The 13,207-nt window shown below is 35.3% G+C and carries 15 protein-coding genes; all 15 read right to left on the reverse strand.

Annotated features, from left to right (window positions below; translation table 11 throughout):
• Nucleotides 1–28 precede the first annotated feature (28 nt).
• On the reverse strand, nt 29–613 hold the full coding sequence (locus BACCELL_RS02395; protein ID WP_007209919.1) for an acetyltransferase: 585 nt from the start codon (nt 611–613) through the stop codon (nt 29–31).
• 11 nt (nt 614–624) lie between these two features.
• On the reverse strand, nt 625–1,233 hold the full coding sequence (locus tag BACCELL_RS02400) for a sugar transferase (RefSeq protein ID WP_029328034.1): 609 nt from the start codon (nt 1,231–1,233) through the stop codon (nt 625–627).
• A gap of 2 nt (nt 1,234–1,235) precedes the next feature.
• The gene (locus tag BACCELL_RS02405; RefSeq protein WP_007209921.1) at nt 1,236–2,378 is read right to left on the reverse strand and encodes a glycosyltransferase family 4 protein; all 1,143 of its coding nucleotides are present in this window, start codon (nt 2,376–2,378) and stop codon (nt 1,236–1,238) included.
• A gap of 23 nt (nt 2,379–2,401) precedes the next feature.
• Nucleotides 2,402–2,899 carry a serine O-acetyltransferase gene (locus tag BACCELL_RS02410; RefSeq protein WP_007209922.1) on the reverse strand — a complete coding sequence of 166 codons (498 nt, stop codon included), beginning with the start codon at nt 2,897–2,899 and terminating at the stop codon, nt 2,402–2,404.
• Entirely contained in the window at nt 2,896–4,071 is a 1,176-nt protein-coding gene (locus tag BACCELL_RS02415) for a glycosyltransferase (RefSeq protein WP_044153184.1), read from the reverse strand. The genes BACCELL_RS02410 and BACCELL_RS02415 overlap by 4 nt, the downstream gene beginning before the upstream one ends.
• A gap of 11 nt (nt 4,072–4,082) precedes the next feature.
• Complete coding sequence (locus BACCELL_RS02420; RefSeq protein WP_007209924.1) at nt 4,083–5,165, reverse strand: glycosyltransferase; 1,083 nt, start codon at nt 5,163–5,165, stop codon at nt 4,083–4,085.
• A gap of 220 nt (nt 5,166–5,385) precedes the next feature.
• Nucleotides 5,386–6,348, reverse strand: coding sequence for an EpsG family protein (locus BACCELL_RS02430; protein ID WP_007209926.1), 963 nt, complete (start codon nt 6,346–6,348; stop codon nt 5,386–5,388).
• Nucleotides 6,336–7,742 carry a lipopolysaccharide biosynthesis protein gene (locus BACCELL_RS02435; RefSeq protein WP_007209927.1) on the reverse strand — a complete coding sequence of 469 codons (1,407 nt, stop codon included), beginning with the start codon at nt 7,740–7,742 and terminating at the stop codon, nt 6,336–6,338. Before BACCELL_RS02435 ends, BACCELL_RS02430 begins: the two co-directional genes overlap by 13 nt.
• Complete coding sequence (locus BACCELL_RS02440) at nt 7,739–8,662, reverse strand: WaaS/CpsH family glycosyltransferase (protein ID WP_007209928.1); 924 nt, start codon at nt 8,660–8,662, stop codon at nt 7,739–7,741. Before BACCELL_RS02440 ends, BACCELL_RS02435 begins: the two co-directional genes overlap by 4 nt.
• A gap of 49 nt (nt 8,663–8,711) precedes the next feature.
• Nucleotides 8,712–9,263, reverse strand: coding sequence for an acyltransferase (locus BACCELL_RS02445; protein ID WP_007209929.1), 552 nt, complete (start codon nt 9,261–9,263; stop codon nt 8,712–8,714).
• A gap of 75 nt (nt 9,264–9,338) precedes the next feature.
• Complete coding sequence (locus BACCELL_RS02450; RefSeq protein ID WP_007209930.1) at nt 9,339–10,604, reverse strand: nucleotide sugar dehydrogenase; 1,266 nt, start codon at nt 10,602–10,604, stop codon at nt 9,339–9,341.
• A gap of 59 nt (nt 10,605–10,663) precedes the next feature.
• Nucleotides 10,664–11,650 carry an SDR family oxidoreductase gene (locus BACCELL_RS02455; protein ID WP_007209931.1) on the reverse strand — a complete coding sequence of 329 codons (987 nt, stop codon included), beginning with the start codon at nt 11,648–11,650 and terminating at the stop codon, nt 10,664–10,666.
• A gap of 39 nt (nt 11,651–11,689) precedes the next feature.
• The gene (rfbC, locus tag BACCELL_RS02460) at nt 11,690–12,259 is read right to left on the reverse strand and encodes a dTDP-4-dehydrorhamnose 3,5-epimerase (protein WP_007209932.1); all 570 of its coding nucleotides are present in this window, start codon (nt 12,257–12,259) and stop codon (nt 11,690–11,692) included.
• An 18-nt stretch (nt 12,260–12,277) separates the two neighbouring features.
• Nucleotides 12,278–12,766, reverse strand: a complete 489-nt coding sequence (locus BACCELL_RS02465) for a UpxZ family transcription anti-terminator antagonist (protein ID WP_007209933.1) — start codon at nt 12,764–12,766, stop codon at nt 12,278–12,280.
• A 62-nt stretch (nt 12,767–12,828) separates the two neighbouring features.
• The coding region (locus BACCELL_RS02470; RefSeq protein ID WP_007209934.1) for a UpxY family transcription antiterminator at nt 12,829–13,207 on the reverse strand (379 nt) is incomplete at its 5' end.

Below are 13,207 nucleotides of genomic sequence, written 5' to 3' on the forward strand. Positions count from 1 at the left end.
TTAAATTATTATGATTAAAAGAAAACGATTATAAACTTTTTATAATTCTGCATCTATTACCCGCAGCCAGAACATTATCCGGAATATCTTTTGTAACAACAGAACCGGCACCTATCACACTCCATTTCCCAATCTTCACCCCTGGAATAATAGTTGAACCAGCACCAATCCAAGTACCCTCTCCAACCGAGACATTACCGCAAAGAGTGCAGTGAGGAGAAATATGTACATAATCTTCAATCACGCACTCATGATCCACCGAAGCACCGGTATTGATTATACAATGTCTACCAAGACAGACATCCGATTGTATTATCGCGCCTTGCATCACCACCGTGCCTTCACTTATTTCAGATTCTTCGGATATAATTGCTGAAGGATGGAAAGCTTTACCAAAAGTCACATTCAGACTTTCTGCTATTTTCTTGCGGATACTATTACTTCCAATGCTGATTATCAGCGGTCCCCGGACTTCCGAAGAACATAATACGGGATAACCAAGAAGACTATGGATCGCTTCATTATCATCAAACAACGCTTCAACATTCTCATTATTTGCACGTAAAATATCAATGATCACCTTTGCATGACCACTGGCACCATATAAATACATTATCTAATATTTCAGTTATTTCCGATAAAAGGTTCCATTGTTACTGAAGTATCAGAACTGATACCTTCGCGTACAAAGACTTTTTTCACTGTTAAAAATATAATTTTCAAATCCAGCAGAAAAGAACAATGATCCACATACCATACGTCCAGTTCAAACTTCTTTGTCCAACTGATAGCATTGCGTCCGTTCACCTGAGCCCATCCCGTAATACCCGGACGAACTTCATGGCGGCGAGCTTGTTCCTTTGAATAAAGAGGAAGATATTGGGGTAGTAAGGGACGGGGACCTATCAGAGACATATCACCTTTCAAAACATTGAATAATTGAGGAAGTTCATCTACTGAAGTGGAACGGATGAACTTTCCTATTTTTGTCAAACGCTTCTCATCTGGTAATAGATCACCATTTTCATCACGTTCGTCAGTCATCGTTTTAAATTTGATGACTTTGAAAATCTTACCATACTGGCCTGGACGTTCCTGAGTAAAAAAAGCTCCAGCCCCTCTATTTGCAAAATGTAGCCAAAGAGTCATGATTAATAATATCGGCCAAATAATAACCAACACCCCAAAAACGACTATAAAATCTATCAATCGTTTTAAAAAGAAAGAATACATATTCATTTAGACAACAATTGATATTCTGCCAACAGCGCTTCCCAAACCTTATGCTGCTCATACCGTTCCACTATCATGGGTCTGGCTCGTTCCGCCATTTTCTTAACTTCGTCATTTCGATGCTCATAAAACCATTTCATTACTTCATAGAGAGCATTTTCATCACGTGGAGGAATAATCTTACCATTCACACCATCTTGAATGATTTCATTACAACCGGTAATATTCGTTGTTATACATGGAACCCCCAAGGCACCTGCCTCCATAAGCACCATACCAAAACCTTCTCTATATGATGGCAAGATAAAGACATCTGAAGCACACATAAATGGTCGGACATCCTTTTGATTTCCCCAATAATGAATATAAGGATTCAAATCTATTTCAGTTTTAGTATTTTCCTCTATCGGATTATCGTCTTCAAATGGACCAATTAATATCAAAATCATATCATGGTATAGATCAGTTATTCTTTTAAATGCAGATACCAATTCATTTATGCCTTTATCTTTCACAATACGACCAGCAAAACCAAAAACGAACTTATCATCCAAATCCGCAACAGAGGAAAGGACTTCTGCTGAAATCATTTTCCTATCAAATTTAGTAACATCAATACCATTAGAGCTTCCATTTCCTACCACTTTTAGCTTGGCTACCCTACAAATTCTATCAGTTATCAATATTGCTTTCACCCCATTGCTCACACAAAGAACTTCTGTTGAGCAATAACACGAAATACGCTCCATCATTTTTAAAACAGACCGCATAAAACCACTATATCCTTGGTATCTAAGCCCATGACACATATAAATTCTTACAGGTACACCAGTTAGTTTGGCAGCTATCATTGACAAAAAACTTCCCTTAGGAGTATTGCCGTGAACGATATCCGGCTTATTTTTTCTAAAAAAAGAAATGATTTTTATAAGACTTTTAAAATCATGCAGAAGAGATATTGATCTCACCATCGGAATGCAGTGTGTCTCAATCCCTTCCGTCTCACCAAATTTTTCAAGGGCATCTCTATCAGAAGAAATAGCAACAATTTCAAAATTGTTACTTAAATATGCCAACTGTCCCCTAAAAAAATTCAATGATAAAGGAATAGTAGTTACGATATAAAACAACTTTTTATTTCTCATTTGTATAAAGTTTATCTACACTGTTATCCTTGTTTCAATATAATCCGTGGCTTGGGTAATACTACTGTAGCATTATCGGGTATATCCTCCACTACCACACAATTTGCTCCAACTTTTACATTATTGCCGATGCATACATTCGGAAGAATTTTTGCACCAGCACCAAGTATTACATTATGTCCTATTACAACTCCCCCTTGAGAAATAGTGACCTGTTGATATATAATTATATTTTCACCAATACACACATCATGCCCCACTATAATACCATTAGGTCCATGAGGAAGATGCGGAGAAGTAGCAAAAAAAGCACCGGCATTTATATTAGTACCGAATGAGCAATTATGATAAGCATCAGTTTTCTTTATATAATAAAGATAGTAAAGCTTCAGCAACAGATTTGTCTTATCTTGAGGATTAGTCACAACAGCACGACGTTTCCAGTATTTCTCATGATTGTAGTGTTGTATCCACGACAGAATTATACGTCCTAATTTATGTTGAAAAGAGAAAGGATTCATTTCACTATAGAGATAAGGTATTGATAAAATGACTCTCTCCTTTGCTGAAGAACAGAATCATAATAGTTTTTGGCAAATTCATAGTTTCTATTTGCTTCCTTGTTCGCCATATCTATGTGGGTCAGTAAGAATTCAATTTTATTTGCCAAAGCCAATGAATCACCAGCTCGAATTAACATTTGTTTATTTAACAACTCCGGTATACCGCCCACTTGGGTTCCAATACATGGTACCCCCATAGCCATTGCCTCTATTAAGGCGCGTGGTAACCCCTCAGTACGTGACACTAACAGAAAAAGATCAGAATTCTTCAATTCTTCATCCACTTCTTCTCGACTTACATTTCCCTTAAAGTTCACATCATTAGTAATATGTAAAGCCGATGCCAACTTTTGCATTTCTCCTTTATTTTTGCCTTCCCCCAACCATGTTAACCTACAATACACCCCTCTATCCTTTAATAACGCCAATGCCTCCAACACCACATCCGGTGCTTTGTACATTTGTTCCAAAGAACCTACTGACAAAAGATTATACTTTTCTTTCTTATACAAGACTTTTTCTGAGGACGGTAAATTCCGAGAACTAATCTGTACATCTGACGCAGAAATACTAAATACAGAATTGTTCACCGGATAACGCTTTTGCAACTGATTTTCCGTAACATACAGAGCAGCGGCTGCACGGACAACAGTCCGCTTCAAATCATAAGTCCCTCTATAGCGAAAAAAAACACGAAATGGATGTCTGACGGCTCCAGGGGCAAATACATCCCAAGGATCTCCCACTACTTCCACACCATAAGGTATCTTACATCTTCTCAAATGGTCCGCCACAAGTGTTCCTATTTCTCCAGGAACCCGACAAATATAAACACAGCCAGGCATTAAACTATTTGCAACTATCTTATTGAGTTTTCTCCGTGTCTTTAAATATTGTATAGGCCCCAAATAATACGGCAAATCTATAAATGAAACACGTTCACTCGATGCTAAATACTTATCGTTTATTGGACAATCATCATCAGAAAGCACACGTGCCATCACATACACATGATTAAATTTACACAAATAACGTTGCCACAAATTATTCGTAAGACCTCCATCAATACTATATACCAAACCTGAAGATCTACGCACCAAACGTGCTTCCGTACAAAAAACTAAATCCATAGAATATAATCTTATAACTCTTTTCTAAATTTAGCGAATAAGTCATCCGCATTAAAACATTTCTGTGCCCACTCCTTACACCTATACTTATCTCTATTGACCTCCCCTTTATAGATTCGTTCTATTACTTTTACAGCCTTTTCTGCATCACAAGGAGAAAGGAGTAAAGAATACATTTCTACAGGAACCGATTCCTTTATTGAAGCTATGTCAGAAGCCACAAAAGGCAATCCCGTAGCCATAGCCTCAATCAAAGCATTAGGTTGCCCTTCTGTTAAAGACGGGAAATAATATAAATCAAATAATGGAAGGATACGAAGTACATCACTTCTATAACCTAACAGATGAATTTGTCCATCCAATCCCATTTGCTGAACTATCATTTCATATTTTTCTCTCACTCCCTTACCCACTAATACAAAATGGATATCTTTATGCCTGTGACAAAGTTCCGAAGCAACTTTTAAAATAGTATCATGATTCTTTGCCTCATTACAGCGTCCGGTATGCCCCACAATGAAAGCATCAGAAGGCAAACTGAATTCTTGGAGTAACTGCTTCTTTCCCTGCTGTGATAGCTTTTTCATATCCATTCCATTATAGATAACCTCAAAGCGTTCTGATATCCTGTTACGTTTTGGAAAAAAGAAATCAAGTGCTGCCACTGAATTTGAGAGTATCTTAGTAGCAAAAACCAAGACCAATCTTCTCATACCAGCATTATAGAGTAAACGAAAAGGTGTCTCTTTAAAATGATTTGTAGAACCACGATAAAATACAATTCTCTTTTTTACTCTTGCCAACCAAGCTATCCCAAGAGGCAACCCTGCAAAATTCCCTGTAAAATCACAAACCGTATCTATCCCTTCATTCTTTAGTAATTTATAAAATCTATAATATTGCTTTCCTAAAATATAAGAAAAGCGCATAGGCAAGACTCTTACCATTCGGGCATATTGGGGATAAAGTTCTCCAAAACCACCCGATTTACAAATCACAATAGCTTCATGTTCTTGATAGTATTCCAAATATCTTAGTAGATAGGTTTCAATGCCACCTTGGTCCAAGGTAGTTATAAGAAAGAGAGTTTTCATCTTAATTGTCAGTCTGAATAAAACATTAAAGCATCCACATAGCTTATTCGTTCTTCAATAATTTGCTGTTGTTCCACATCGTTGCGCTCCCAAATATTTGTATATGGAAACCATCTAAAATAGTTTATAGTATTAGGAACCGCATACGAAGTATCTTTAAAATAGCTTGAAAATTTCAACCCTAACGGCATACATACTGCTATAATAAAAAACAATACTTTCACTTTTTAAAATAACAACACTTCAAGGCTAAAAATAAAAATTCCACATAATAAAGTAACAGAACAGGTATAATATAATTCATAAATCTGTTGCCTATAGCCGTATTTCCTACAGACAATGATGCAAAGAAAAAGTATGTCATATAGAATTCATTCCCCCAAGAATTACTATTCTTTAGCTTCGTATTATTTATGTATATTACAAGCATAGGAATGAAAACATAAATTAGTATATGCAATATTTTGGCATTTGTATTCAAACTGGCATCTTTATACAATTCAAATTTCTGCACCATCATAGGATTCATCATAAGTACCTCTAAGACAGGTGACAAATAATTGAATATTACAATCGAAATCAACACTAACAAAAATACTTTAAAAAATGAATATCTCACATAACGAAATAATGGAATAAAAAAGGTAACAACAGCTGATGAATGAAATAAAAAGCAGACAAATACCATTAGGTAATATTTTCCCCAATTTCCACTTTTATAAAAGCGCAAAGCATACAAAAAAATAGCAATAGCCAGTGCTTCTCTAAGTATTTCCATATTATAATACAAATATAAATATGAAAAATAGAAGAAAACAACAGTAAACTTATAACCTGAATATTTCTTTATCAAGTAAAAAAGAAGAATATTCAATAAAATCGCATGCACGAACTGAAAGAAAAAGAAATCATCCCAAATTATTTTTATCGCACTATTCAATAACAACCATAATGGATCAAATAAAGCATAAGAAAAGATATTGACCTCAAAAAGCGAAGGATATTCTTCAAAATATCGCATATAGCGAACTGTATCTCCCCCCACAACACATCGACATCCAGCCACTCCAATAGCTATTAATAACAATAATCTGTAAGATAGTACCTGATATGCTTTTTTCTTCTTTATATCATATTGATATACACAAAAAGCTGAAAAAAGAAAAACCATTAAATAGAGCATATAGTCTTTTTGTAATGAACACCACCTTTATAAATTAGCAAAGAATAATATCCAGCTAACAAAAACAACATTACTATTCTATAATGTAAGGGTATTGACACATAAATCATAGTAATCGCCATTATAAGGGCAGGAAGAGCTGAAAACAGCAACGTTCGGTATGGAAACTCTATTGGATAAAGCCGATAAGAAAACAACCAACTCAAAGCCAATAGAACAATATTTGTCAACACCATTGAAAAAACAACACCAGACAGTTCTAAATACCTAACCAAGAAAAACAAACTTATCAGATTTACTCCCAAAGCCGACAAAAAAGAAATGGATAAGAAATAGGTTTTAGATAAATATTTAGGACCGATATCAACCAGTTCCTTAACAATTAGAAGGGCAATAGCTATTGCTATGCAACCTACATACCTAGCTGATTCTACAAATTTAGGAGAAGCAAAAGCTACAATCAATTCTTCAGAAAACAAAAATAGACATAATGAAATGAAGAATACAGCTGGAACGGTCATACGGTATAATATAATAAACATTTGTTTATGATTCTTCTTTTTTAAAGTTTCGAACATATACTGATTCCATGCCATCATAAACGTTTGATGTATTAATTGCATTATAGAGCCTATTTTTAATGCCATTGAGAACAGACCTATATGATAAGTATCTAAATATCCTAAAATAAAGAAACGATTGGCATAAGCATTAGTCGCACTACCCACTCTTGCCGGAAACTGAGGTAATGCATATTTTAAAGATAATTTCAGGTATGGCTTTGACAGATGAAAAATGAATAATTTACGCACTAAAAAAAGGGAAAACAAGGACGATAAAGCTATTGCTATTAATTGAGAAAGAAAAAAACCATTTATTCCATAATGCATCACAGAAACAAAGTAATAAACAAAAGAGATCAATAAAAGAGATTTGACAAGTACTACCAAAGTGAAAAATTTATTTTTTTTCTCAAACCGTAATAATATCAAAGTCAAAGTAGATAATACCGAAAAGACCATTTGCATGGCTGCTATTCTGATAGCCATTGCATATTGTTGATTTTCACATAACCAATTGCTTAAATAATCTGCACAAACAGCCACTCCCAGTGAAAGTAGAAACGTTATTGAAAGAATCAAAGAAAAAATAGAAAATAAAAATTTCTTTTTGTCTTCACCTTCATATTCATAATAGAAACGTTGCAAAGATGTTTCAAGTTGCAAAAAGCAAAAAATAGTCACTACCCCTATAAATGTTTGTACCAAATCAATTACACCAAATTCTGTCACAGAAAAGACACTGGCATATAACGGAATTAACAAAAACGACAAAAATCTTTCTAGAGATACTGCCAAGCCAAATGAAAAGAAATTTAATATTAATTCTTTCATAAGCTTACTTTTTCTCCAAAACGTTCGACCCACGAAAAGAAGTCATATTTATATTTAATTTCTTCCGATATAGGAACAATAGGAGTACTCATAAATGACTTCAAATTATTCCAATTATCTTTCCCTATGATAAATATATTATTAGGATGATAAAAATCTGCTTTAACTAAAGACAACTGATTAGTTATTAGTTTTTTTTGAAAGAATAGAGCTTCCATTACTCTAAGTGTCATACCATCTTGTCCTTCTTGCAATATGTCTAATACGGCCTTACATGAAGAAATATATTCCAAGTTTTCTTGATAAGACAAACGTGGCTTCTGCTCTTCTATAGGAAGCTGTTCATCAACAATATGAAAGTAAGGAACTAATTGCATCTTCTCTACCCTATTTTGTATAGTAAACAAAAAGCTGTTTCGACCTTTACTTAAGCCACAAAAGAAAACATCTACCTTTTCTTTTTTAGATTTAGGCAATTGCAAATCCTTAAAATAATATGTAGTATTATAGAACATATTATATTTGTCACAATCATTTGCATCAAAAGACCATAACTCACATCCCCAATTCTTTACTAATTCGGGATCTATACAACAAAAAGCAGGATTCCAGTACCATAGAATAATGCGCTGACCAGGCTGTTTGTTTTTACACAAATACTTGATTACATCCTTGTTTTTAGTCGCGCAAACAATGATTATAGAATAACTACTAAGATTTTTTTTCCAATCACCCAACCACAAATTTCCACTATATCCAACAAGACCAAGAATTCTCCATAATTTCTGATGAAATGAATTTGGAAAATGATACTGTGCACAAGTTGATATATTCCCTTTATTCATTAATTTAGAAAAAAAAGCTGAGACTGTGCTTACAGAAATATCCGTTGCCCTATTTAAAAATAATACTTTATCCATATTCTACTTAAAAAAATTGTCACCACGTATTCTGCAACAAGAAATGCTTCTATTTAGGAAGAAAGTTAATATACGGTTTCACAACGAAGCTATCCTCCTCCAATTTTAGAAGTTTTTCTCTTTTTTCCTGAAATGAAAGTCCTGAAGTTCCAATATTATGCAACTTTATTTTCTCATAAAATGCTTCCGTATTACCTATATACTTGATAGGATTTCCTGCAACCATACAGTTATCAGGAACACTTTTTGTGACTACAGACCCTGCTCCAATTATCACATTTGTACCTATTGTCACTCCAGGCATAATCATACACCCTTCTCCTATATAAGTATAATCACCTATAATTATTTTACCAAAATAATCAATATTTTTATCTTTATACTTTTTTCGTATAGACCACAATCCACCATGTGTGAAAAACATAGTATTAGGTGCTATTCGTACATAGTCTCCTATACTTATCAAATAGGCTTCAGAAGGAAAACGACGGGTTGAAATATAGCAATGTTTACCTATTTTCACCCCAATTCTTCGAGCATATTCTTCATCTGAAAGAAATTTATCTCTGATTTTATCTATTACTTTTTTTAATAACTTCATAAAAACAACAAATTTATAAAACAACAAAAAGCTTTTAATTTATCAAATAAAATTAGATGAGTTAAAAAGTTATCTTTACAATCTCCCATCAATAATCGACTTATCCAATGTACCTTTCACATCGAACAAAACATTAATCTCCTTCAACATTTTTTTCACCTGAAAATGAGAAAACTCATCATGTGCAACGGCTAAAATAGCAGTATCAAACTTTTTCAAAGGAAGTTCATTAACGACCTCTATTTCATACTCATATTTTACTATTTCAGGATTGACCCACGGGTCATACACCATGATATTCACATTATATTCTTTCAGTGAATTATAGATATCAATCACTTTCGTATTGCGAACATCTGGACAATTCTCCTTGAATGTAAAGCCAAGTATCAAAATATTAGAATTTAATACCTGAATACCTTTCTTCAACATCAACTTCACTACTTGATTAGCTACATACTCTCCCATTCCATCATTCATACGACGACCAGCAAGAATAATTTCCGGATTATATCCAAAGGTTTGTGCACATTGAGCCAAATAATAAGGATCAACACCTATACAATGTCCACCTACCAAACCTGGCTTAAACGGTAAGAAATTCCATTTTGTACTTGCAGCTTCAAGCACATCCTGCGTATCAATACCCATACGGGTAAATATTTTAGAAAGTTCATTAACAAAAGCAATATTAATATCGCGTTGAGAGTTCTCAATAACCTTTGCAGCTTCTGCCACTTTTATCGTAGGAGCCAAATGAGTACCTGCCGTAATAACCGAGGCGTATACCTCATCCACTTTCTTACCTATCTCAGGAGTAGAACCGGAAGTTACTTTCTTAATCTTCTCTACTGTATGCAATTTGTCTCCCGGATTTATACGTTCAGGCGAATAGCCTGCAAAAAAATCAATATTAAATCTCAAGCCGGACACTTTCTCTACCACTGGAATACATTCATCTTCAGTTACGCCTGGATATACTGTAGACTCATATACCACAATATCGCCTTTAGATATTACTTTTCCCACAGTAGTACTTGCTCCATATAGAGGAGTTAGATCAGGATTATGATTTTTATCAACGGGAGTAGGAACAGCTACGACATAAAAATTACAGTCACGAATATCCTCTATGTCAGCAGTACATTTAAAACCATTAGCTATTGCCGATTGCAACAAATCATCAGAAACTTCAAGTGTCGCATCATGTCCTGCCATCAAGGCGTCAACACGCGCACGGTTCATATCAAAACCAATAGTCGTATACTTAGTTGAAAACAAACGGGCCAAAGGAAGCCCAACGTAACCGAGACCGATTACGGCTATTTTTACTGTATCCATAAGATTTTCAGTATTTATAAAAATTAAAATGATTCAAAAAAAAGAAGAAAGAGAAACAATCAGATATTCTCCCAATACCACTTGACAGCTTCTTTCAGTCCGTCACGCATACTGTACTTAGGGTTATAGTGAAGTAATTTTTTTGCCTTATCTATGCATGCCAAGGAATGTGGAATATCGCCTAAACGATTTGGACCATGAGTAACCTCAATATTAGCTATCTCTGAATCAAAATCACTCAGAAATTCTTTTAAATAGTCCACTAATTGATTTAAAGTAGTACGTTCACCAAACGCTGTGTTATACACCTGATTTACTGCTTCAGGATTAGTAGTAGTCATCGCCAACATATTCATTTGGACGACATTATCAATATAAGTAAAGTCACGGCTATATTCACCGTCCCCATTGATCACGGGACTTTCGTGAGCTATCAGCTTCTTCACAAACAGAGGAATTACAGCAGCATAAGCCCCAAATGGATCTTGCCGACGTCCAAATACGTTAAAATAGCGCAAGCCGATACACTCCATATTATAGGTGCGAGCAAAAACATCCGCATAGAGCTCATTCACATATTTAGTAATAGCATAAGGAGATAACGGCCGGCCTATTACATCTTCTACTTTCGGCAAACTCTTACTATCACCATAGGTAGATGAACTGGCTGCATACATAAAACGCTTCACACCTGCATCACGAGCAGCTATCAACATATTCAAAAAGCCATCAATATTGACAGCATTCGTAGTTCCCGGATCTTTTATAGAACGAGGCACTGAACCCAATGCAGCTTCATGTAAAACATACTCAGCACCTTCTATTGCCTTCTGACAATCTGAAAGACAACGAATATCCCCCACAACCAACTTGAAATTATCAGGATATTCATTTAACAGAGGAAGTAGATTTTCTATTTTACCTGTAGAAAAATTATCTAAACAAGTAACATTATAATCATGAGCCAAAAGATACTCACAAAGATTAGAACCTATAAAACCAGCTCCTCCTGTTACTAAAACTCGTTGTTCGTTTTCGCTATTCATATAGTATATATCATAAACTTATTTTTCAACCTCAATATATCAATACAGAATTTCAGAATAATCAAATAACCATTCACTATTTCTTAAATTAGGATGTGCTCTATCTTTCTCACTTAAAATCACATTTTCTGCCGGTATTCTCCAATCAATATTTAACTCCAGATCATCCCATGCTAAAGCACATTCACTTTGGGGAACATAAAAGTTATCACACTTGTATTGAAAGACCACTTCTTCACTCAAAACGGAAAAACCATGAGCAAAACCTCGTGGAATAAAAAGCTGACGATAATTATTTTCTGTTAACTCAACTGCTACATGTTGTCCAAAAGTAGGAGAACCTTTTCTTATGTCAACAGCAACATCCAGCACTGTTCCTTTCACTACACGGACTAATTTACTTTGGGCAAAAGGAGTTTTTTGAAAATGCAATCCACGAATGACACCATAAGACGATTTGGATTCATTATCTTGTACGAATGTCGTTTTACAAACTTTTTCTTCAAACTCTTTCTGATTGAAAGACTCAAAAAAACAGCCACGACCATCTTTAAAAAGACGAGGTTCAATGATTACAACACCTTCAATTAATGTTTTTAGAACTTCCATATTATTAAGAGGCAGCTTTTATTCATCAATATATTCCCACGGATAAGGATTATCCACCACATTCTGGAACTCCTCAATAGCTTCTTGCTGTTCAGCAGTGAGTGATGTAGAATCCCAGGAAGCAATGATAGTACGACCTTCGTCAGCCAAAGGCTCGTCAAATACCTCACCATAGCAGGCGGTGAGCAGACGAAGTTTCAGCAACGAGACAGGAAGAGCATCAAGAATATCCCAGCAACAGTCCAAGACCTCCTGGATATGTTTCTGTTTTTCACCGTGATCAATAAATGAGGCACTATAACCCATCAGAAGAGCAAGACAAACGTTCGCCTGTTCTTCCACAGTAGCGCCTTTGACACCGGAATTATACAAAGCCGTAGTCAGGCGATAAACTTCACCGTTACGACGGGAAAGGTCGTCACTATAGACAGGACTACCGTCCATGCCCAAATACATCAGATCGTGCGCTGCACGCTGAAGAGCAAGTGTTTCTTCGGAAAGAGACATAATGATTTATGATTTATAATTTATGATTTATCAGCTGTTCAATGGCAACGGCTGATCGTCAATTATTTGATTACTTCTATGAGATCCGGATGAATGGTAGCAAGCGCAACAGCAATAACACCTTGTATCTCGATAACCACACGGCGATCACGTGCGCCTTTTACTTTCAGAAAAATACCTTCCTGCCCCTCAAAGTCACCGCCCGTAATACGAACTTTTGTACCTTTGGACAAATTCAGTTCATCCGGTTGGAAGTACATGAGATGGTCATTGTAAGTACCGGCTACAGCAATAAAGCGTTGCATTTCACTGTCGGAGATAATAATCTTCTGACCGCTACGGGTATCCGTAATGTATTGCAAATAGCTTACCTGTGATTTGATGCGCTTCACATCCGAAGGACAGGCATGGACAAACAGCAAGTTGTGGACAACTGGAACC

It is taken from the genome of Bacteroides cellulosilyticus DSM 14838, from assembly GCF_000158035.1.
GTDB lineage: Bacteria > Bacteroidota > Bacteroidia > Bacteroidales > Bacteroidaceae > Bacteroides > Bacteroides cellulosilyticus.